This window comes from Pseudomonas crudilactis, assembly GCF_013433315.1.
GTDB classification, from domain to species: domain Bacteria; phylum Pseudomonadota; class Gammaproteobacteria; order Pseudomonadales; family Pseudomonadaceae; genus Aquipseudomonas; species Aquipseudomonas crudilactis.
Genome location: NZ_WXVV01000030.1, coordinates 26,228 through 49,039 on the forward strand (window position 1 = coordinate 26,228; position 22,812 = coordinate 49,039).

At 58.9% G+C, this 22,812-nt stretch carries 16 protein-coding genes; 10 read left to right on the forward strand and 6 right to left on the reverse strand.

Annotation, left to right across the window (positions count from 1 at the left end):
- Window positions 1-5: 5 nt before the first annotated feature.
- From fadA to GTU76_RS26280, 5 genes are all read left to right on the forward strand, one after another.
- Window positions 6-1,181 carry an acetyl-CoA C-acyltransferase FadA gene (fadA, locus tag GTU76_RS26260; protein ID WP_007910465.1) on the forward strand — a complete coding sequence of 392 codons (1,176 nt, stop codon included), beginning with the start codon at window positions 6-8 and terminating at the stop codon, window positions 1,179-1,181.
- A gap of 98 nt (window positions 1,182-1,279) precedes the next feature.
- Window positions 1,280-1,516 (forward strand): DUF1653 domain-containing protein, encoded by a 237-nt coding sequence (locus tag GTU76_RS26265; RefSeq protein ID WP_007910467.1) that lies wholly within the window; start codon window positions 1,280-1,282, stop codon window positions 1,514-1,516.
- Window positions 1,517-1,630: 114 nt separating this feature from the next.
- On the forward strand, window positions 1,631-4,261 hold the full coding sequence (topA, locus tag GTU76_RS26270) for a type I DNA topoisomerase (protein WP_180699958.1): 2,631 nt from the start codon (window positions 1,631-1,633) through the stop codon (window positions 4,259-4,261).
- A gap of 143 nt (window positions 4,262-4,404) precedes the next feature.
- The gene (locus GTU76_RS26275; RefSeq protein WP_007910470.1) at window positions 4,405-4,929 is read left to right on the forward strand and encodes a DUF6586 family protein; all 525 of its coding nucleotides are present in this window, start codon (window positions 4,405-4,407) and stop codon (window positions 4,927-4,929) included.
- Window positions 4,930-5,035: 106 nt separating this feature from the next.
- On the forward strand, window positions 5,036-5,269 hold the full coding sequence (locus tag GTU76_RS26280) for a hypothetical protein (protein ID WP_003226592.1): 234 nt from the start codon (window positions 5,036-5,038) through the stop codon (window positions 5,267-5,269).
- Between the two features lie 96 nt (window positions 5,270-5,365).
- On the opposite strand, the gene sulA is transcribed toward GTU76_RS26280, so the two are convergent.
- On the reverse strand, window positions 5,366-5,839 hold the full coding sequence (sulA, locus tag GTU76_RS26285) for an SOS-induced cell division inhibitor SulA (protein ID WP_116030904.1): 474 nt from the start codon (window positions 5,837-5,839) through the stop codon (window positions 5,366-5,368).
- 10 nt (window positions 5,840-5,849) lie between these two features.
- Window positions 5,850-6,458, reverse strand: a complete 609-nt coding sequence (gene lexA / locus GTU76_RS26290; RefSeq protein WP_180699959.1) for a transcriptional repressor LexA — start codon at window positions 6,456-6,458, stop codon at window positions 5,850-5,852.
- 229 nt (window positions 6,459-6,687) lie between these two features.
- On the opposite strand from lexA, the gene GTU76_RS26295 reads away from it, so the two are divergent.
- From GTU76_RS26295 to GTU76_RS26310, 4 genes are all read left to right on the forward strand, one after another.
- On the forward strand, window positions 6,688-7,395 hold the full coding sequence (locus GTU76_RS26295) for a TetR/AcrR family transcriptional regulator (protein ID WP_016986747.1): 708 nt from the start codon (window positions 6,688-6,690) through the stop codon (window positions 7,393-7,395).
- 158 nt (window positions 7,396-7,553) lie between these two features.
- A complete protein-coding gene (nagZ, locus tag GTU76_RS26300; RefSeq protein ID WP_016986746.1) occupies window positions 7,554-8,564 on the forward strand; it encodes a beta-N-acetylhexosaminidase in 1,011 nt (336 codons plus the stop codon).
- Between the two features lie 12 nt (window positions 8,565-8,576).
- Window positions 8,577-9,314 carry an S-methyl-5'-thioinosine phosphorylase gene (locus GTU76_RS26305; protein WP_016986745.1) on the forward strand — a complete coding sequence of 246 codons (738 nt, stop codon included), beginning with the start codon at window positions 8,577-8,579 and terminating at the stop codon, window positions 9,312-9,314.
- A 9-nt stretch (window positions 9,315-9,323) separates the two neighbouring features.
- Window positions 9,324-12,617, forward strand: coding sequence for a DEAD/DEAH box helicase (locus GTU76_RS26310; protein ID WP_180699960.1), 3,294 nt, complete (start codon window positions 9,324-9,326; stop codon window positions 12,615-12,617).
- Between the two features lie 78 nt (window positions 12,618-12,695).
- Here GTU76_RS26310 and GTU76_RS26315 read toward each other — a convergent pair whose 3' ends face one another.
- From GTU76_RS26315 to mfd, 3 genes are read right to left on the reverse strand one after another with little or no spacing between them, the layout of a single operon-like run.
- Window positions 12,696-15,386, reverse strand: coding sequence for a DEAD/DEAH box helicase (locus GTU76_RS26315; protein ID WP_180699961.1), 2,691 nt, complete (start codon window positions 15,384-15,386; stop codon window positions 12,696-12,698).
- An 11-nt stretch (window positions 15,387-15,397) separates the two neighbouring features.
- On the reverse strand, window positions 15,398-15,964 hold the full coding sequence (locus GTU76_RS26320; RefSeq protein WP_016986743.1) for a CsiV family protein: 567 nt from the start codon (window positions 15,962-15,964) through the stop codon (window positions 15,398-15,400).
- Window positions 15,965-15,974: 10 nt separating this feature from the next.
- A complete protein-coding gene (mfd, locus tag GTU76_RS26325; RefSeq protein ID WP_016986742.1) occupies window positions 15,975-19,424 on the reverse strand; it encodes a transcription-repair coupling factor in 3,450 nt (1,149 codons plus the stop codon).
- A gap of 354 nt (window positions 19,425-19,778) precedes the next feature.
- Between mfd and GTU76_RS26330 the strand changes: the two genes are divergently transcribed.
- Window positions 19,779-21,242 carry a glyceraldehyde-3-phosphate dehydrogenase gene (locus GTU76_RS26330; protein WP_016986741.1) on the forward strand — a complete coding sequence of 488 codons (1,464 nt, stop codon included), beginning with the start codon at window positions 19,779-19,781 and terminating at the stop codon, window positions 21,240-21,242.
- A 169-nt stretch (window positions 21,243-21,411) separates the two neighbouring features.
- Here the strand turns inward: GTU76_RS26330 and tcuC are convergent, their stop codons facing one another.
- Window positions 21,412-22,713, reverse strand: a complete 1,302-nt coding sequence (tcuC, locus tag GTU76_RS26335; RefSeq protein WP_016986740.1) for an MFS transporter — start codon at window positions 22,711-22,713, stop codon at window positions 21,412-21,414.
- Between the last annotated feature and the right edge of the window lie 99 nt (window positions 22,714-22,812).

A 22,812-nucleotide genomic window follows, 5' to 3' on the forward strand; every position in this document is an offset into this window, starting at 1 on the left:
ATTTTATGAGCTTGAATCCAAGAGACGTCGTGATTGTCGACTTCGGTCGTACTCCGATGGGCCGCTCCAAGGGCGGCATGCACCGCAACACCCGTGCCGAAGACATGTCGGCGCACCTGATCAGCAAATTGCTGGAACGCAACGCCAAGGTCGATCCTGCCGAAGTCGAGGACGTGATCTGGGGCTGCGTCAACCAGACCCTGGAGCAGGGCTGGAACATCGCGCGCATGGCGTCGCTGATGACCCAGATCCCGCACACTTCGGCCGGCCAGACCGTCAGCCGTCTGTGTGGCTCGTCGATGAGCGCGCTGCACACCGCTGCGCAAGCGATCATGACCGGCAACGGTGACGTGTTCGTGGTTGGCGGCGTCGAGCATATGGGCCACGTGAGCATGATGCACGGTGTCGATCCGAACCCGCACATGTCGCTGTACGCGGCGAAAGCCTCGGGCATGATGGGCCTGACCGCGGAAATGCTCGGCAAAATGCACGGCATCACTCGCGAGCAGCAAGACGCCTTCGGCGTGCGTTCCCACCAGTTGGCCCACAAGGCCACCGTGGAAGGCAAGTTCAAAGACGAAATCATCCCGATGCAGGGCTACGACGAGAACGGTTTCCTGAAACTGTTCGACTACGACGAAACCATTCGTCCGGAAACCACCCTGGAAAGTCTGGCGGCCCTCAAGCCTGCCTTCAATCCAAAGGGCGGCACCGTGACTGCCGGTACTTCGTCGCAGATCACTGATGGTGCTTCGTGCATGATCGTGATGTCGGCGCAGCGTGCACAGGACCTGGGTATCCAGCCAATGGCGGTTATCCGTTCGATGGCAGTGGCGGGTGTGGATCCGGCGATCATGGGCTATGGTCCAGTTCCGGCGACACAGAAAGCCCTGAAGCGTGCGGGCCTTGGCATCAACGATATCGACTTCTTCGAGCTCAACGAAGCTTTCGCCGCACAGGCCCTGCCAGTGCTGAAAGATCTGAAAGTACTCGACAAGATGAACGAGAAGGTTAACCTGCACGGCGGTGCAATCGCCCTGGGTCACCCGTTCGGTTGCTCCGGTGCTCGTATTTCCGGCACCTTGCTGAACGTGATGAAGCAGAATAGCGGCACCTTCGGGGTGGCCACTATGTGCATTGGTCTCGGCCAAGGCATCTCCACCGTCTTCGAACGCGTTTAAGCGTCTCGTCGATGGAAGCCGGGGCCAAGTGCCCCGGTTTTTGTTTTTGCGGATTTATTTTGTTTTTATTTTGAAAAAATTTGAGTGAGGGCCAAAGCATGCCGATACAACCTGGGCTCTACCAACATTACAAAGGTCCGCAGTACCGCGTATTCAGTGTTGCGCGGCATTCCGAGACCGAAGAAGAAGTGGTCTTTTACCAAGCCCTGTATGGCGATTACGGCTTTTGGGTACGCCCTCTGAGCATGTTTCTCGAGTCAGTCGAGGTTGACGGCGAGCAGGTGCCACGCTTTGCTTTGGTGCAAGCCGAACCGAGCCTTTTTTCCAAGGCATGAGGCGAGTGTGCACAGAACCCTGTGCTTGACCTCACCTTGTATCAACTATATATAGCGGTGCCGCGTCAGGCGCCAACCGCCTTTCACTTCTAGAATTCAGGAATTTTCTGATCCATGGGCAAATCGCTGGTCATTGTGGAATCCCCGGCTAAGGCCAAGACCATCAACAAGTATCTGGGTAACCAATACGTGGTGAAGTCGAGTATCGGCCATATCCGAGACCTGCCCACCAGCGGTTCGGCTAGCGCCAGCAAAGAGCCAGCCGCCAAGCGCGGCAAGGCTGCTGCGGGCGAAGGTCCGGTGCTCTCGCCGAAAGAGAAAGCGCGCAAGCAGCTGGTCTCGCGTATGGGTGTCGATCCCGATCATGGCTGGAAAGCCAAGTACGAGATCCTTCCGGGTAAAGAGAAGGTCATCGAGGAGCTGCGTCGGCTCGCCAAAGATGCTGACACCATCTATCTCGCAACCGACTTGGATCGCGAGGGGGAAGCCATTGCCTGGCACCTGCGCGAAGCCATCGGTGGTGATGACAGCCGCTACAAGCGCGTGGTGTTCAACGAAATTACCAAAAAGGCGATTCAGGAAGCCTTCTCGGAACCGGGCGAGCTGGACATCGATCGTGTCAACGCTCAACAGGCCCGCCGTTTCCTCGACCGCGTTGTGGGTTACATGGTTTCGCCGCTGCTGTGGGCGAAAATCGCCCGTGGCCTGTCCGCCGGTCGTGTGCAATCGGTTGCCGTGAAGCTGGTGGTTGAGCGTGAGCGTGAAATCCGTGCGTTCAACCCGGAAGAGTACTGGGAAGTGCATGCCGATCTCGGCACCACCAAAGGCTCGACCGTGCGTTTCGAAGTAGCTCGTGAGAAAGGCGAAGCGTTCAAGCCGCTCAACGAAGCGCAGGCCATGGCCGCGCTGGAGAAACTCAAGTCTTCCAGCTACAGCATCGTCAAACGCGAAGACAAGCCGACCAGCAGCAAGCCGTCGGCGCCGTTCATCACGTCCACCTTGCAACAGGCAGCGAGTAACCGCCTGGGCTTCGGCGTGAAGAAAACCATGATGATGGCCCAGCGTCTGTACGAAGCCGGCTACATCACTTATATGCGTACCGACTCGACCAACCTCTCGGCTGACGCCGTGGCGATGGCACGCACTTACATCGAAGACGAATTCGGCAAGAAGTACCTGCCGGAAACGCCAAATGTCTACAGCAGCAAGGAAGGCGCTCAAGAGGCTCACGAAGCGATTCGTCCGTCCGACGCCAACACCATTCCGAGCAAGCTGACGGGCATGGAGCGTGACGCTGAGCGCCTCTACGAGCTGATCTGGCGCCAGTTCCTCGCTTGCCAGATGCTGCCAGCGCAATACCTGTCGACCACCGTCAGCGTAGGTGCTGGTGACTTCGAGCTGCGCGCCAAGGGCCGTATCCTCAAGTTCGACGGCTACACCCGTGTCATGCCACAGATTGCCAAGCCGGGCGATGACGACGTGCTGCCTGATATGGCGCAGGGCGACGTGATGAAGCTGATCAAGCTCGATCCGTCGCAGCACTTCACCAAGCCGCCGGCGCGTTACTCGGAAGCCAGCCTGGTTAAAGAAATGGAAAAACGTGGCATCGGTCGTCCTTCGACTTACGCTGCGATCATTTCGACCATTCAGGATCGTGGCTACGTGACCCTGCATAACCGTCGTTTCTACTCGGAAAAGATGGGCGACATCGTCACCGAGCGTCTGTCGGAAAGCTTCTCCAATCTCATGGACTACGGCTTCACCGCCGGCATGGAAGAGAACCTCGATGACGTGGCGCAGGGCGAGCGTGACTGGAAAAGCGTGCTGGACGAGTTCTATGGCGACTTCAAAAAGAAACTCGAAGTGGCCGAAAATCCGGACAGCGGCATGCGTGCCAACCAGCCGGTGATGACCGATATTCCGTGCACGACCTGTGGTCGTCCGATGCAGATTCGTACTGCGTCGACCGGCGTGTTCCTCGGTTGCTCGGGCTACAGCCTGCCGCCGAAAGAGCGCTGCAAGGCCACCGTCAACCTGGTGCCGGGCGACGAGATTGCTGCGGACGACGAGGGCGAATCGGAATCGCTGGTGTTGCGTGGCAAGCATCGCTGCCCGATCTGCAGCACGGCGATGGACGCTTACCTGCTCGACGAGAAGCGCAAGCTGCACATCTGCGGTAACAATCCGGATTGTGCTGGCTACGAAATCGAAGAAGGCAGCTATCGCATCAAGGGCTACGAAGGTCCGAGCCTGGAATGCGACAAATGTGGCAGCGAGATGCAGCTCAAGACTGGCCGTTTCGGCAAGTTCTTCGGTTGCACCAATCCTGAGTGCAAGAACACCCGCAAACTGTTGAAAAGCGGTGATGCAGCGCCGCCGAAGATGGATCCGGTGAAGATGCCTGAGCTGAAATGCGAAAAGGTCAACGACACCTACATCCTCCGTGACGGTGCCTCGGGTCTGTTCCTGGCCGCCAGTCAGTTCCCGAAAAACCGTGAGACCCGTGCTCCGCTGGTGATCGAGATCCTGCCGCACAAGGATGAGATCGATCCGAAGTATCACTTCCTCTGCGACGCGCCGAAGAAGGATCCTGATGGTCTGCCAGCGGTGATCCGCTACAGCCGCAAGACCAAGGAGCAATACGTGCAGACCGAAGTCGATGGCAAGCCTACCGGTTGGAAGGCGTACTTCGACGGCGGCAAGTGGACGGTTGAAGACAAGCGTACGAAGGCCAAAGCTGAATAAGCATTAGCCTGATACTGAAAGGCCGCATGAGAACCCTTGGGTTTTCATGCGGCCTTTTTGTTTTGTGCTTGCGGTGGGATCGGCTGATCCACGACACTGTCCGGCCTGTGTGAAGCAATTATTTCGTTGTGGAGAGCGCCGTCATGGCTCACGAACTCTATACCCGTACCAATCAAAAGATCTATTTCGCCGGCCTGTCGCTGGAAGCTCTGGCTCGCGCTGAAGAAGGCCGGGCGATGAACTCTCTGGCGCTGATTCAGGCCGGTCGTGAATCGGCCTTGTTTCACCTGTACGGCGCCTTGCTGGGGCTTTGTCATGAGATCGCGGGTTTCTATCGTCTGCCGCAGGCCAATGCGCCGCGGGCCGAGATGCTGCTGACGCGTGAAGTGCTGGAGTCGATCGCAATTCCCGAACTGGCCGAAATGGTTGAGTTGGCTGGCAATTCTGAAACCTGGTTGGCAAAACTGCTGGCAGCGCATTCGGCGCTGTTTCAACCGCCACGAGTGCCGCACAAGCCGAAGGGTGATGTGACGCAACCGTTGATTCAGGCGATTAATCTGGACGAAGAAGAAGCGCCAGAAGAGTTGAGTCGAGAGGAGCTGGAGAGCTGGCGGCAGAACTTGAAAGGTCTGGCGATACGTTTCCGCGAAGGCTTGAACGAGTGCTGAGGGCGATTGACACGGTGGCAATCTGAAACATGCTGCTGGTCAAGATCCCGAGCGAAGCCTGAATGATGTCTATATAATCCCTGCCTTTCGTGGAGAACAGACCTTTATGCCAACGTCCTTTCTAGAAATTGTCGAGTTACCAGACGGCCGAATCGAACTGCGCAGGGCTGAGGACGAGGGTTCTCTGGTGACGCTGGATTTCTCCGAGGATGCCAAGGCTTTCCTGCAAGGTCAGCATGTGGAAATCGCCAAGGCGATGTTAAGCGTCGGCGTGCAAATGGCCGGTCGCATGGTCGAAGGCGAGTTTGATAAGGAAGAAGGACCGCGGGTTCTTCATTGATCCTGGCGTCTTTTTACTTTTTGACGTTACCGCTTCAGATCGGCTTCTCTGTCCCTGGAGAAGCCCTGCGCTTCACACAGCGCGTATAAGCACCAATCAACCCAAACGAATATTCAGGCTCTGAGCATCGCCCGTGCGTGCGGCGTTGATCAGTTGTTGCCGTGAATTTGCGTTCAATGGGTTGAGCCAAGTGACTACGGTGTGACTGCGACCCAGTTTCAGGGCTTCGCATGCCAGTTGCTGAGCGCTTTGAGCGCCTCTTGGTTGCAGCAGCAGAATACGCTCGCGATTCAAGCCGGCATCCCGCAGCCATGTCTGGGTCAGGCTCGCAGGAGGCGCTATCAGCGTCAGCCAGCGCGCGTCCTGATCCTCACTGAGTTCGCGAAGGATCGGGGCAAGAAGGTTCAGACAGTTCCCGGTAGCACCGCGCAGTGACAGCTCGCTGAATACTTCAGGTTCGGCAATCCACGGGCGCTCGACGACCTCTTTGAGGATCGGCGCCATCGGTTGTGCCAGAAACGCTTCGAATAAAGGCAGTTGTGTTTGCTGAGGGGTGTGTGGGAACTGCATAAAGCCTCCTTTAGCGGCGAATGACGCCGACACTCAAGCCTTCGATCACCAGTTCCTGATCTTTCAGGTCGACTTCGATAGGGGCGAACTCGGGGTTTTCGGCAATCAGCCAGACCTTGCTGCCTTCACGCTTGAAGCGTTTGACCGTCACTTCATCGCCGATGCGTGCGACGACAACCTGACCGTTACGCGCTTCGCGGGTGGTGTGCACCGCGAGGAGGTCGCCGTCGAAAATGCCGATGTCCTTCATGCTCATGCCTTGCACCCGCAACAGGTAGTCGGCACGAGGTTGAAAGAAGGTTGGATTGATGTTGCAGGATTCCTCGATATGCTGCTGGGCGAGGATTGGCGCGCCGGCAGCAACCCGGCCAATGATCGGCAGGGTGGAGTCGTCAGCCTTGGCTTCGAAGCCAGGGATGCGAATGCCGCGAGAGGCGCCGGGAGTCATCTCGATGGCACCCTTGCGAGCCAGTGCCTTGAGATGTTCTTCAGCCGCGTTCGGCGACTTGAAGCCCAGTTCCTGAGCGATTTCCGCACGGGTTGGCGGGTAGCCGTTGTCTTCGAGGCAGCGTTTGATAAAGGCCAGAATCTCGGCTTGGCGTGGCGTCAGCTTTAGCATATTGATCGCTCTGTCTTTTTATACAGTGACTGGGATTATATACAGTGAAGCGTCCTTGGCAATGCCCGTTTTTTTGCAGGCCGCCAGACGGTCGGCAGCCTTGCTTATTAATGCATCGGTCTTGTGTGGTTAAATAGCTGACCGACCATTCCCAAAACGAACCGGCAGGCTTGACAAGGCACTGGCTGAAACGTATGTTTCAAACAAGTGTTTGTCAGGCGGAGTAGCCATGGCCCAGTCGGAAACCGTTGAACGCATTCTTGATGCTGCCGAGCAGTTGTTCGCGGAGAAAGGTTTCGCTGAAACCTCATTGCGTTTGATTACCAGCAAGGCTGGCGTCAACCTGGCAGCGGTGAACTATCACTTCGGCTCGAAAAAAGCGCTGATCCAGGCGGTTTTCTCGCGGTTTCTCGGCCCGTTCTGCATCAGTCTCGATAAAGAGTTGGAGCGGCGTCAGGCCAAGCCTGAAAACAAGCCGACGCTTGAAGAGCTGTTGGAAATCCTCGTCGAGCAAGCTTTGGTGGTCCAGCCACGCAGCGGCAATGACCTGTCGATCTTCATGCGCCTGCTCGGCCTCGCGTTCAGCCAGAGCCAGGGCCACTTGCGTCGTTATCTGGAGGACATGTACGGCAAAGTGTTCCGTCGCTACATGCTGCTGGTCAACGAAGCCGCACCACGCATTCCGCCGATCGAGCTGTTCTGGCGCGTGCACTTCATGCTCGGCGCCGCCGCGTTCAGCATGTCCGGCATCAAGGCTTTGCGCGCAATCGCCGAGACCGATTTCGGCGTCAACACCTCCATTGAGCAAGTGATGCGCCTGATGGTGCCATTCCTCGCTGCAGGCATGCGGGCCGAAACCGGCGTCACCGACACTGCCATGGCCACCGCACAACTGCGTCCGCGCAGCAAATCAACGCCGGTCGCCGCCAAGGTTTAACCGCGCACGGGTGGGCGCGGCAGCTTGTATCCGCTAAGCTAGCCGCCCATGCCGACTCTCGTTCTGAACCCGAAATCCATAGATATTGCCGACCTGCCGAGCATTGCTCACGGCAGCGATTTGTTGTGGATCGGGTTTTTCGTTTTCAAGGAATCTCTATGACTGCTGGCCTGCAAGGCTCGTTGATGGTGGACGTCGCCGGTACCTGGCTGACGGCCGAAGATCGCCAATTGTTGCGTCAGCCCGAAGTGGGCGGCCTGATCATTTTCGCGCGCAACATCGAGCATCCGCGCCAAGTGCGTGAACTCAGTGCGTCGATTCGCGCGGTTCGCCCGGATCTGCTGTTGGCGGTGGATCAAGAGGGCGGTCGTGTGCAGCGTCTGCGTCAGGGCTTCGTGCGCCTGCCGGCCATGCGCGCCATCGCCGATAACCCGAACGCCGAATACCTCGCCGAGCAATGCGGCTGGATCATGGCCACCGAAGTGCTAGCGGTCGGACTTGACCTGAGTTTCGCCCCGGTACTCGACCTGGATTACCAGCGCAGCGCCGTGGTTGGGACCCGCTCGTTCGAAGGTGATCCCGAGCGCGCGGCACTACTCGCCGGAGCGTTCATTCGCGGCATGAACAGCGCCGGCATGGCGGCCACCGGCAAGCACTTCCCTGGCCACGGCTGGGCAGAAGCGGATTCCCACGTCGCGATCCCCAACGACGAGCGCAGCCTCGAAGAGATCCGCGCCAACGACCTCGTACCCTTCGCCAAACTCAGCAAGCAACTGGCCGCGATCATGCCGGCGCACGTCATCTATCCGCAGGTCGATTCGCAGCCTGCCGGCTTCTCCCGCCGCTGGTTGCAGGACATCCTGCGCGGCGAATTGCAGTTCGACGGGGTGATCTTCAGCGACGACCTGTCGATGGCCGGCGCCCACGTGGTCGGCGACGCCGCCAGCCGCATCGAAGCCGCTTTGACTGCCGGTTGTGACATGGGCCTGGTGTGCAACGACCGCGCCGCTGCCGAACTGGCCCTGAGCGCCGCGCAACGCATGAAGGTCAAGCCGTCCGCGCGCATCGCCCGCATGCGCGGTCAGGCATACGCCAGCACCGATTACCGTCAGGATCCGCGCTGGCTCACCGCCATCGGCGCGCTCAAAGACGCTCAACTGATCGATTAAGGATTTTTCGCTATGACGGTTTACGCAATCATCGGTGGCACTGGCCTGACCCAACTCGAAGGCCTGACCATTCGCCAGTCACTGGCAGTGGATACGCCCTACGGCGCGCCATCGGCCGACGTGCAAATTGGCGAATACGCCGGCAAGGAAGTGCTGTTCCTCGCCCGTCACGGCCACCCGCATCGCTTCCCGCCGCACAAGGTCAACTACCGCGCCAATCTGTGGGCGCTGAAGCAGGCCGGTGCCGAAGCGATCATTGCCGTTAACGCGGTGGGCGGTATTCACCCAGCCATGGGCACCGGGCATTTCTGCGTGCCGCACCAGATCGTCGACTACACCAGCGGGCGCGAGCACACCTTTTTCGCCGATGATCTGGAGCACGTCACCCACATCGACTTCAGCTTTCCCTACAGCGAGCCGCTGCGTCAGCAATTGATCGCCGCTGTGGCTGCCGAAGGTTGCGAGTACAGCGATCAGGGTGTGTATGCCTGCACCCAAGGCCCGCGTCTGGAAACCGTGGCGGAGATTGTGCGTTTGGAGCGGGATGGCTGCGACATCGTCGGCATGACCGGTATGCCGGAAGCGGCACTGGCCCGCGAGCTGGATCTGGATTACGCCTGTCTGGCACTGGTGGTTAACCCGGCGGCGGGCAAGACCACCGAAGTGATCACCATGGCCGAGATCGAGCAGGCATTGCACGATGGCATGGGCAAGGTGAAGTCGGCGTTGGCGCGGGTGTTGGCCGGCTAAGGACTGCCCATGAGCATTCTCATCGAACGGCTCAAGTCGTTGGCTTGGACTCAGGCATTCAGTAGCAAGGCGCTGGCCAAGGCTCGCGCTTATGCCGCCGATGACCGGGTAGAGATCATCGAGATCAATGACAAAAAGATCGAGGCGTTCTGCGTTGGCTCGGAAAGTCAGGCGTATGAACAAAGCATTTACCTGTCCGAAGATCGCCTGGGTTCCGTCAACTTGCGTTGCCTGTGCAGCTGTCCTGTCGTCATCGACTGCAAGCACTGCGCTGCGGTGCTCTATCACCTGCAGGGCAGTGCTGATGATGCGTCTGAAAGTGACGCACAAATCCCTTTGGGGCGGGCGCTGGAGCATTGGCTTTCGACCATTCCCGTGCCGGCCAAGCCCGCCGAAGAAGGCGCGCAAACCGCAGGCACGCGTCTGTTTTACAAGCTCAAGCCAACGCCTGTGAGCGGCAAGTGGCTGCTTGATATTTTCAAGGTCTCCCAGCTCAAGAACGGCGAGTTACGCGAAGTCAAACCGATGTATTCGCTGGCGGAAATGCTCATGCGTCAGCCCGGCTACCTGTCCGAGCTGGATTTGCGCGTTGCCAGGCTGCTGGTTGCCATGCACTCCCACCACGCCTATTACAGCGGCTATCCGCTGGAAGGCAGCAGCGGCGCCGAACTGCTGGAAATGCTCCTGCGCACCTCGCGGCTGTTCCTCGATTTCGAGGATCTGCGACCGTTGGTGCCGGGCGCGAAGCGCATCGGCCAGTTCGCCTGGGCCGAGCAGGCCGACGGCGGTTTCCGCGCGCAGTGGAGCAGTGCCGAGGCTGCGCAGGAAACTGTGCTGGCGCTGGAGCCGCTTTATTACCTGGATCGTGAACAGCGGCAGATTGGCCCTCTGTTCAATGAGCTGGAAAAAAAACTGGCCAGCCACTTGACTCTGGCGCCGGACATTCCGGCGCGTCAGGCCATGCAGTTCAGCCATCGCATGAGCGCCGCGACGAGAATTCCGCCGCCCCACCAACTGACCGAACGAGTCATCGACGACGTACTTCCGCAGCCGCAACTGACCCTCGTCAGTGGTCGGGAGCGCTCGCGCTGGGAATACATTCTTGAGCACCGCGCCGCACTGGTGTTTACCTACAACGGCCAGCCGACGGTGGATCGCAACCCGGAAGTGATGATCCTCAACGGCACCGAAACCCAGCGCATTCAACGCCAGCCTGCGGTGGAAAAGAAACTGCGCCAGTTCCTGCAAAAGTTCGGCTTTAAAAAAGCCACGCGCAAGAGCTCGCTGGATCGTCCCGGCGAGATGTTCACGTTGCCGGATGATTCCGCCTGGCTCGGGTTTATGCACGAAGGACTTGCCACGTTGCGCGCATCGAACTGGGAAGTGGAGATGAGTCCCGGCTTTCATTTCAATGTGCAACCGGTTGAGCATTGGTACGCCGAGGTCGAAGAAGAGGCTGGGCATCAGTGGTTTGATTTGCAGTTGGGTATCGTCGTCAATGGCCAGCGCTACAGCTTGCTGCCGATCCTTCTGCACTTGTTGCGCACGCAGCCGCGCTTGCTTGACCCGGTCGATCTGGCACAACGCGGCGATGACGAAAAACTCCTGATCGAACTCAAACCCAGCGGTTTTGGCGACCCTTCAGGCGCCAAGGTCGCGCTGCCGCTGAGTCGGGTCAAACCGCTGATGGCCACGCTGGGCGAGTTGTACCTGGGCGGTCATCAGGGCGATGCACTGCGCTTGAGTGTCCCGGATGCCGCGCGCTTGAGTATGCTCGATGGCGTGCCGCTGGATTGGCAGGGTGGCGAGCGGCTGCGCACCTTCGCCAAGCGCTTGCAGAATTCCATTCACACCCAGGTCGTTGCGCCGGCCGGCCTTAACGCGCAACTGCGCCCCTATCAGCTCGAAGGCCTGAACTGGATGCAGACCCTGCGCGAGCTTGAGGTCGGCGGCATTCTGGGCGATGACATGGGGCTGGGCAAAACGCTGCAGACCTTGGCGCACCTGCTCACGGAAAAACACGCCGGTCGCCTTGATTGTCCGGCTCTGGCGGTGATGCCGACCAGCCTGATTCCCAACTGGCTCGACGAGGCCGAGCGTTTCACTCCCCAGTTGAAAGTATTGGCGCTGCACGGCTCGGGTCGGCAAAAGGATTTCGCTGATCTGGCTGAGTACGATCTGGTGCTGACCACTTACGCGTTGCTGCCGAGGGATCTGGAGACCTTGCAGCCGCAGACGTGGAGCGTGCTGATTCTCGACGAAGCGCAGAACATCAAGAACCCGCTCAGCAAAGCCGCGCAGGCCGCACGCGACTTGCAGGCCCGCCAGCGCTTGTGCCTGAGCGGCACGCCATTGGAAAACCACTTGGGCGAGCTTTGGTCGCAGTTTCATTTCCTCATGCCCGGTTGGCTTGGCGATAGCAAGTCCTTCAATCGCGATTACCGCACGCCAATCGAGAAGCACGGCAATGTTCAGCGCATGCAGCACCTGACAGCGCGCATCAAGCCGTTTTTGCTGCGCCGCAAAAAGGATCAGGTGGCCACCGAACTGCCGCCGAAAACCGAAATCATCCATTGGGTGGATCTCAGCGACGGCCAGCGCGATGTCTATGAAACGGTTCGCGTGGCGATGGACAAAAAAGTCCGCGACGAAATTGCCCGCAGTGGCGTGGCTCGCAGTCAGATCATCATTCTCGATGCCTTGCTCAAGCTGCGGCAGGTCTGTTGCGATTTGCGCCTGATCAAGATGCCGATGACAGCAAAGGCACTGCGTTCCGGCAGTGGCAAGTTGGTCAGCTTGATGGAGATGCTTGAAGAGCTGCTCGGCGAAGGTCGTCGGATCCTGTTGTTTTCGCAGTTCACCTCGATGCTCGCGTTGATCGAGCAAGAGTTGCAGCAACGTGACATTGCCTATTCGCTGCTGACCGGTGATACCACGGACCGTCGCACACCGGTGAAGGATTTTCAGGGCGGCAAGGTGCCGTTGTTTCTAATCAGTCTGAAGGCCGGGGGTACCGGTTTGAACCTGACCGCTGCGGATACGGTGATCCACTTTGACCCTTGGTGGAACCCCGCGGTGGAAAATCAGGCAACCGATCGTGCGTATCGAATCGGGCAAAACAACCCGGTGTTCGTTTACAAGCTGATCGCTCGCGGCACAGTAGAGGAAAAGATACAGGCGTTGCAGCAGGAGAAAGCAGCGTTGGCCGGGGCGGTGCTTGAAGGCGGGACGACAGGTGGCTGGAAGCTGGAGCAGACTGACATTGAGGCGCTGTTTGCACCGTTGCCGGTTTCCAAGGATTGAGCCGGGTTTTAACCGTTAGACCGAGGTGAGCCATTCGCGAGCCTGCTCGCGAAAGCTATTTAACAGACGAAAAAGATTTCAACGCTTATCGAGCTTGTCCGGCAACGGCGCAAACAACGCTTCGATATCATCACTCTGCAACTTCCAGTCCCCGGCCTTGCGCCCATCCAGTACGCCGGCCGCCAAGTCGGATTTTTCCTTCTGCAGGTGCTGAATCTTTTCTTCCACCGTGCCCCGGGCAATCATCTTGTAGACGAACACCGGTTTCTCCTGGCCGATTCGATACGCGCGGTCGGTTGCCTGATTCTCGGTTGCCGGGTTCCACCACGGATCGTAGTGAATCACCGTATCCGCCTCAGTCAGGTTCAAGCCGACGCCACCAGCCTTCAGGCTGATAAGAAAGATCTGACGCTTGCCGCTCTGGAATTCCTTCACCGGCGTACGTCGATCACGGGTCTGGCCGGTCAGTAGCGCGTAGGACACGTTGCGTTTTTTCAGCTCTTCCTCGATCAACGACAGCATCGAGGTGAATTGCGAGAACAGCAGAATCCGCCGTCCTTCTTCGAACAATTCTTCAAGCATTTCCATCAGGCTGTCGAGCTTGCCCGAGGTGCTGCCGCGAGCGGGTGGGGTAACGTCGTTGACCAGGCGCAGATCGCAGCAGACCTGGCGCAGCTTGAGCAGCGCCTCAAGAATGATGATCTGACTGCGCGCCACGCCTTTGCGGGTGATCTCGTCGCGGACTTTCTTGTCCATCGCCAAACGCATGGTTTCATACACATCGCGCTGCGCTTCGTTGAGATCAACCCAATGGATGATCTCGGTTTTTGGCGGCAGTTCGGTGGCGACCTGTTCCTTAGTGCGGCGCAGCAAGAATGGTTTTATCCGACCGTTCAGGTGCTGAAGTCTGACTTCGCTACCGCGCTTTTCAATCGGCACCCGGTAATCGGCGTTGAAGCTTTTTACGTCGCCGAGCCAGCCCGGCAGCAGGAAATGGAACAGTGACCACAACTCGCCCAAGTGGTTTTCCAGCGGCGTACCGCTCAGGCACAGACGCTGACGTGCATTGAGCTCGCGCGCTGCCTGAGCGGCTTTGCTGTTCGGATTCTTGATGTACTGCGCTTCATCCAGCACCAGCACATGCAGCGGCTGTTTGGCCAGACGTTCGACGTCTTTGGGCAGCAGCGCGTAGGTGGTGAGGATCAGGTCAAAATCGCCCAGATTGTCGAAGTGCTTCTTGCGCGTGGCACCGTACAGCGCGACCACTTTCAGCTGCGGCGTGAAGTGCGCCGCCTCATCGAGCCAGTTCGGAATCAGGCTGGTCGGCATCACCACCATGCACGGCCGATCCAGGCGTCCGGCGTTCTTCTCGCTGAGAATATGCGCCAGAGTCTGTAGGGTTTTGCCTAAACCCATGTCGTCCGCAAGAATTCCGCCGACTTCCAGTTGCCGTAGCGATTGCATCCAGCTCAAGCCTTCGAGCTGATACGGGCGCAGTGTCGCATTCAAGCCCTCAGGGGCTTCTGCACTGAAATCACGAATGTCGCGCAGGCGTTGAGCGAACGTGCGGATCTGCTCGCCACCCTCCCAAAGCAGCGGGAGGCCTTCCAGAGAATTAAGTCGTGTTGCGTCGGCCTTGCTCAGGCGCAGGGTGGTTTCGCCCGGTTCCTGCAAATAAAACTCGCCGAGCGTCATCAATACCGGTTTCAACCGGCCCAACGGTAAAGCAACTTGCAGCGGCCCGTGCTCAATATTGCGTTGCGGCACGTTGACCAGAATCAGCTCGTCATCGCGACGGCGCGCAAGACGTTCCGGATTGAGGATTTCCGCGTGCGAGCGCATCAGGTTGAGCAGGATCGGCAACAGGCTCAGGCGCTCACCGTTGACGATGATGCCCAGTTCCAGATCAAACCAGTCACGCTCCGGCGCCTGTTCGACCGTGGCGTACCAGTCATCCACGGCGGTCAGATCGAAGCCGAATTCCTCATCGATCTGCAGCTCCCAACCTTGGCTGCGTAGTTTTGGCAGATCGTTGAGGGTAAACGTCAGCCAGGCGCTGTCATTGACCATCTCGTACAGCTCGCCGGCGCTTTCCGGCAGCGCTTTGCTCTGCCGCGTGGCGATGCGAAAGCCGAGGATTCTTAACTGTTCGCGGTAGGACTGTTCGACTTCCGGGTGACGTTTTATCCGCAGCGTCTGGGTTTCCTGACGGATCAGGATGTCGCTGTGCTTCTGCCCGCTGACGTACTCATCCAGATAACTGAACGACAACGCCGCGCGGTGCTGAATATAGCGCTGCATTTTGCCGTTACGCGGTTCGAAAGCGCTGAACTCGACGCTGGCCAGCCACAGGCGCGGCATCGGCTGAACATTATCGACCAGCACTTGCGGCGGCGCTTTCGGGCTGCGGTTTTCCAGCACGGCTTGCAGCTTTTCCAAGAGTTCGGCGTCTTTGGCGGCGGCGGGGTAGTCGAGGGTTTCCTGCACTTTCAGCAACACCGCTGCGCAATGTTTGCAGTTGGTGCGAACCGGGCAGGTGCAGCCGGCGTCCACCAGCAGCAAGGTGCCTTTGGCTGACTCGCGAAGATGAATCGTCTGACGGTAAACGTTACCGCCAGAGCCTTCGCAACTGGCGGTAATCGTTGCATCGCCGACCTGGGCGATGCGTACCCGGTTTTCCACGGCGTAGCGGCGGCCACGCTCCAGGCTCTGTTCCTTGAATCGGCTGACCCAAGAGGGCGCCAACGGTTTGCTCAGCGGCGGGTTCATAAGGACTTCGATCAGTCCGGAATCGCTTCAGGCGCTTCCCGTGGCGCAGGCGCGGTCAGGGAAGTGATCTTGATCAGCAGGGCCAGATGGCCGTTGTCGAGATAGTTGAGCTGGCCATTCTTGGTGTGGCTGTCCTGTTTCAGGCGCTCGCTGGCAGTGACCAGGCCATTGGCGTCGATCTGATTGACCCAGAAGTCGGCAGTCACGTCGGTGAAGCGCCCGAGCTTCATCTCCAGCGTGCCTTCGATCGGGAACTGGCCGAACTGCTCCTGGCCGTCGCTGACCGCGACTTTCGCCGGCGCTTCACCGAGGGTTTGCTGCCAGGCCTTGTGCATCAGCACGCTGTAATCGCCGCTGGCGGTGAGTTTGGTCACCACGTCATTCAGCGCAGGTGTGCGTTTGCTGTCATCGCCCAGGCGCTGAGCGCCAGCGGCCCAGTCTTCCGGCGCGGCACGGCTGACGATGGCCGGCACAGCGTTCTGGCGCACCAGAATCATTTCGACCTGATACAGGTCATCGGCAAAAACCGAAGGTGCTACCAGGGTGAGTAGCAAAGTCAGCGAGCGAAACAGGCGCATGCGGCGTCCTTTAAACAGATTTCGGGAGGAGGCGCTCAAACAGCGCCTCTACAGTATTAAAGCGCTCTTCCGGGCGTTCCATCGGCACCTGGAACTTGAACATTGTGGCGCCTTCGAATTTGTAGCGTTTTGGCTGGCTCTGGATCAGCTTGATCAGCGTCATCGGATCGACCGGCGTCTGCGCTTCGAACTCGATACGTCCACCTTGCGGCCCGCCATCGACTTTCTTGATGCCCAATTGTTCGGCCTGCAACTTCAACGCCGTGATCCGCACCAGATTCTTCGTCGGTTCCGGCAACAAGCCGAAACGGTCGATCATCTCGACTTGCAGATCCTTCAGGCCTTCCTCATCGGTCGCCGACGCGATGCGCTTGTACAGAATCAGGCGTGCGTGGACATCCGGCAGATAGTCTTCCGGTATCAGCGCCGGTACGCGCAGATTGACCTCCGGGCCACCGCCCAGCGGTTGATCAAGGTTCGGTTGCTCGCCCTTGCGGATCGACTTCACAGCGCGCTCAAGCATTTCCATATACAGCGTGAAACCGACGGCTTGAATCTGCCCGCTCTGGCCATCGCCGAGCAGTTCACCGGCGCCACGGATTTCCAGGTCGTTGGTGGCCAGTACGAAACCGGCGCCGAGATCCTGAGTATTGGCGATCGCCTCTAGACGCTTTTCCGCGTCCGAGGTGATTTGCTGGCGCGGCGGCGTCAGCAGGTAAGCGTAAGCCTGGTGGTGACTACGGCCAACGCGACCGCGCAACTGGTGCAGTTGTGCCAGGCCGAACTTGTCAGCGCGTTCGATGATGATGGTGTTGGCGCTCGGCACGTCAATGCCGGTCTCGATGATGGTCGAGGCGATCAGCACGTTGAAGCGCTTGTGATAAAAGTCGCTCATCACCTGTTCGAGTTCGCGTTCGCGCATCTGTCCGTGACCGATACCGATACGCGCTTCCGGTACCAGTTCGGCGAGATCGGCGGCGCACTTCTCGATGGTTTTCACATCGTTGTGCAGGTAGTACACCTGACCGCCACGCAGCAGTTCGCGGAGCAGGGCCTCTTTGACCGTGCTCTTGTTCTGCTCCATGACGAAGGTGCGCACCGACAGGCGTCGCGCTGGCGGTGTAGCGATGATCGACAGATCGCGCATGCCCGACACCGCCATGTTCAGCGTGCGCGGAATTGGCGTGGCGGTCAGCGTGAGAATGTCGACTTCGCTGCGCAGGGCCTTGAGCTGTTCTTTCTGGCGCACACCGAAGCGGTGTTCTTCGTCGATGATCACCAGCCCGAGATTTTTGATTTTGACGTCGTCGGACAGCAGCTTGTGCGTACCGATGACGATGTCGATCTTGCCTTCCGCCAGATCGGCGATCGCCGCGTTCACTTCCTTGGCCGACTTGAAGCGGCTCATCACTTCCACGGTCACCGGCCAATCGGCGAAGCGGTCGCGGAAGCTGTTGTAGTGCTGCTGGGCGAGCAGGGTGGTCGGTACCAGAATCGCCACCTGACGGCCGCCGTGCACGGCGATGAACGCCGCACGCATCGCCACTTCGGTCTTGCCGAAGCCGACGTCGCCGCAGACCAGTCGATCCATCGGTTTCGGCGCGAGCATGTCTTCACGCACGGCTTCGATGGTCGACTGCTGATCCGGGGTTTCTTCGAACGGGAAACCAGCGCTGAACGTCGCGTAATCAGCTTTCGGGTCGGCAAATGCGTAACCCTCGCGAGCGGCGCGACGGGCGTAAATATCGAGCAATTCAGCGGCGACATCACGCACCTGTTCGGCGGCTTTGCGTTTGGCTTTCTGCCAAACCTCGGAGCCGAGGCGGTGCAGCGGGGCCAGCGCATCGTCGCTGCCGGTGTAGCGCGCAATCAAATGCAGGTTGGCCACCGGCACATAGAGTTTGGCGTTCTCGGCGTATTCGAGGGTGAGGAATTCGGCCGCCTGATTGTCGATTTCCAGAATCGTCAGGCCCAGATAGCGGCCGACACCGTGATCGATGTGCACCACCGGGGCGCCTTCACGCAGCTCGGTGAGGTTCTTGATTACTGCATCGTTGTTGCCGTCGGCACGTTTCTCGCGGCGGCGACGTTGCATCACGCGTTGGCCGAACAGCGGGCTTTCCGCGACCAGTGCCAGCGCCGGGTCATCCAGCATCAGACCTTCATCGAGCGGGGCAATGGTGATCGCCAGGCGATCCTTGCTCGCGACGAAGTCCGGCCAGCTGTCGACGGTTTTCGGTCGCAGCTTCAGACGCTCAAGCAACTCCAGCAGGACTTCGCGACGGCCGGCGGATTCAGCGGTGAACAGCACGCGGCCGGGGAATTCATCGAGAAATGCCGACAGCGCCGCCAGCGGTTGCGTGGCTTTGGCTTCGATCGCCAGATTCGGCAGTGCCTGCGCGGGGAAGCGCTCGCGGCCGACGCCGCTTTCGACGTCTTGTTGGCTGGCGACCACACGCGGCCAACTCTTCAGGCGGGCGAAACAATCTTCCACCGGCAGGAACAATTCGGCGGGTGGCAATAAAGGACGCGATGGATCGACGCGGCGCTCTTCATAACGATTACGCACGTCGTTCCAGAAATTCTCCGCCGCTTGCTCGATGCCCGGCAGCGAGAACACTTGCGTGTCTTGCGGCAGGTAATCGAACAGGGTCGAGGTTTCGTCGAAGAACAGCGGCAGGTAGTACTCGATACCGGCCGGAGTAATCCCGCTGCTCAGATCCTGAAAGATCGGGCAGCGCCGGAAGTCGACGTCAAAGCGCTCACGGAAGCGCGCCTTGAAGCGGGTGACCGCGTCTTTTTGCAGCGGAAACTCACGGGCCGGCAGCAGCTTGACCGAGTCGACTTTGTCGATGGAGCGCTGGTTTTCCGGGTCGAAGGTGCGCAGGGTCTCGATTTCGTCATCGAACAGGTCGATGCGATACGGCAGCTTGCTGCCCATCGGGAACAAGTCGATCAGCGCGCCACGCACGGTGAATTCGCCGTGTTCGTAGACGGTGTCGACATAGCGATAGCCGCTGGCTTCGAGCCGTGAGCGCATCTGCTCGACATCGAGTTTCTGGCCGACATCCAGCACCAGGCTGCTGCCGAGCAGGAATTTGGTCGGCGCCAAGCGGTGCAACGCCGTGGTGATCGGCACCACCAGCACGCCATGTTCCAGCTCCGGCAGCCTATATAAGCTGGCGATGCGCTGGGAAATGATGTCCTGGTGCGGCGAGAACAGGTCGTAGGGCAGGGTTTCCCAGTCGGGGAAATGCAGAACGGGCAAATCCGGGGCGAAGAAACTCAGCTCCTGTTCCAGTCGTTCAGCGCTCTGGCTGTCGGCGGTCAGTAGCAGGGTGAAGCGCTTGGCAGCGCTGGCAGCCTCGGCAATCGCCAGACTGAGGGCAGCACCGGGCAAATTGCCCCAATGCTGTTTACCTGCCTCGGCAGGGAGTAGCGGTAGACGCAGAACGGGCACGGAAGGTTGAGCTCCAGGCTTTGCGACAAAGTCGGTAATTGTAGCGGCGTCAGGTGCCGCCTGTCAGTTGCAGACTACGTCTATCTTCGCCGTTTGGACGAAATGTAGTGGTAACCATAAAAACCAGCCGTTTTTTTGTGGTTATGTAGTGCCGAAACGCGGTGGTGTTACGGAGGGTTACAGACATCGTCTAACAGTCGTCGAAAAATTGACTGCGCTGAAAGCCCCGGATTTACTGGGCTTGAGAGAGGCGTAATTTTTTTGAACGGAATTTTGTTACCGATTTCGCGACAAGCGCGCATTGCTACAGGAGGTTGTCGGCGGCATAATGTAGCCCCTTTTTTCTGCCCCTACATGTGGAAGGTTACCGTGACTCAGAAGCCCGACCAGTGTCTTGGTGAATGGATCGACCGTGAAGCACTCGCAGAAGCGATGATTCCGCTTATCGGTCAGCTCTACCGCAATAACAACGTGGTGAGCTCGATCTATGGCCGCAGCCTGATCAACCAGTCTGTCATCGCGATTCTCAAAGCTCACCGCTTTGCGCGCCACCGTTCTTCCGATGACAGCGAACTCTCCGTCCACGAAACATTCCCGCTGCTCAAAGCCATGAGCGAGCTCAAGCTCGGCGCGGCTTCGGTAGATCTGGGCAAGTTGGCGTTCAAATTCCGCAACGAAGGCAATGGCCGCAGCGCCGAGCAGTTCGTTCGTGAAGAAATGGCTGACGTGGTTGGCCAGCAAAACGCTTCCGCACGTAAAGGCACCGACGTTGTGCTGTACGGCTTCGGTCGTATCGGCCGTCTGCTGGCGCGCATCCTGATCGAAAAAACCGGTGGTGGCGACGGCCTGCGTCTGCGCGCCATCGTCGTGCGCAAAGGCGCCGAAAACGACCTGACCAAACGCGCCAGCCTGCTGCGTCGCGACTCGGTACATGGTTCGTTCAACGGCACCATTACCATCGACGAAGAAAACAACACCATCACCGCCAACGGTAACCTGATCCAGGTGATCTACGCGAAGAACCCGACTGAAGTGGATTACACCCAGTACGGCATCAAAGACGCGCTGCTGGTGGACAACACCGGTGTATGGCGTGACGCCGATGGCCTGGGCCAGCACTTGCAGTGCCCGGGTATCGACCGCGTCGTTCTGACCGCGCCTGGCAAAGGCAAGCTGAAGAACATCGTTCACGGCATCAACCACGGTGAAATCACCGCTGACGACAAGATCGTCTCCGCCGCTTCCTGCACCACCAACGCCATCGTGCCGGTGCTCAAAGCTGTGAATGACAAGTTCGGCATCATCAATGGTCACGTCGAAACCGTTCACTCGTACACCAACGACCAGAACCTGATCGACAACTTCCACAAGGGCGATCGCCGTGGTCGTAGCGCCGCGCTGAACATGGTCATCACCGAGACCGGTGCTGCCACCGCTGCTGCCAAGGCCCTGCCTGAGCTGGCCGGCAAACTGACCGGTAACGCGATCCGTGTTCCAACGCCAAACGTGTCGATGGCCATTCTCAACCTGAACCTTGAGAAAGCCGCCACCCGTGAAGAGATGAACGAGTACCTGCGCTACATGGCGCTGCACTCTGATCTGCACAAGCAAATCGACTTCGTCAATTCGCAGGAAGTGGTTTCGACCGACTTCGTTGGCTCGCGCCACGCCGGTGTGGTCGACGCTGAAGCGACCATCGTGCAGGACAACCGCGTTGTTCTGTACGTCTGGTACGACAACGAGTTCGGTTACAGCTGCCAGGTTATCCGCGTGATGGAAGATATGGCTGATGTGAATCCGCCAGCGTTCCCGCGCTAAGCGATAGCTGCACATGAAAACGCCCCGACCTAGGTCGGGGCGTTTTTGTTTGTGTGCCTTTTAGAGCTGTGTTGTCAGTGCTGACCCTTCGCGAGCAAGCTCGCTCCCACACTGGATCTGTGGCGCTTAGAAAATCCCCTGTGGGAGCGAGCTTGCTCGCGAAAGCGTCCTATCGAGCGCCGCCGGGTATGGCCGCCTGCGCCGTGCGCAGTTCATGTTTATTGCCACGGAACAACACCAGCGTCGCAATCAGCCCCAACACCGCCGCGCCACTCAGCCAGATCCCCGGCGCAGCCTTGTTATCCAGCACATGAATCAGATACGTACACGCCGCCGGGGTAAACCCGCCAAACGTCGCCGTCGCCAGGCTATAGGCCAGCGAGAACCCGGTCGTACGCACTTCCACCGGCATGATCTCGGTCAGCGCCACCACCATCGCGCCGTTGTACGAGCCATACAGGAACGACAGCCACAACTCGACGATCAGCAAATGGCTGAAACTCGGGTTCGCCACCAGCCACGACAGCGCCGGATATGCGGTGAGAATCGCCAGAATCGTCGCCGCCAGCAGTAGGGGTTTACGTCCGATCTTGTCAGACACCGAACCCATCACCGGCAACCAGAAGAAGTTCGACAGACCGATACACACCGTCACCAGCAACGCATCGAAGTCCGACAAGTGCAGCTCAGCCTTGCCGAAGGTCGGGGTGTACGCGGTGATCAGGTAGAAAGACACCGTGGTCATCACTACCAGCGCCATGCCAGCGATGACGATGCCAAAGTTCTGACCAATCGAGCGGACAATTTCCCGCAGGGTAGGGCGGTGTTTTCTGGCCTGGAACTCTGGTGTTTCCTCCAGCGAGCGGCGAATGACGAAGATGACTGGCACAATCATGCAGCCGATCAGGAACGGCACGCGCCAGCCCCAGTCACCCATCTGTTCCGGACTCAGCCAATGATTGAGGCCGACGCCGAGCAAACCGGCGAAGACCACCGCTGCTTGCTGGCTCGCAGACTGCCAGCTGACAAAGAAGCCCTTGCGGCCTGGTGTGGCGATTTCTGCCAGATAGACAGAGACACCGCCCAGCTCCACGCCAGCCGAAAAGCCTTGCAGCAAGCGACCGAACAGTACGATCAGCGGCGCAGCGACACCAAGGGTGGCATAGCCCGGTACGCAGGCAATCAGCACCGTACCGGCAGCCATCAGCGCCAAGGTGATGATCAGTCCCTGACGACGGCCATGACGGTCGATGTAGGCGCCGAGGAAGATTGCCCCGAGCGGTCGCATCAGGAAGCCGGCGCCAAAAGTCGCCAGCGACAACATCAACGACGCGAAAGCGCTGTCAGTGGGGAAGAAGGTCTTGGCGATGGCTGTGGCGTAGAAGCCATAGACCATGAAGTCGAACATTTCGAGAAAGTTGCCGCTGACAACGCGAAAGATCGCTTTGCCTTTGCCCGTGGTGGAGGACATGTTCAGGTACTCACTATTGGATTTTGTATAAAGATGTTGCAGATCCTTTAATTCATAATGGCCGCCGTGGTTTTACGGAGAGATGAATAATTGTTCACT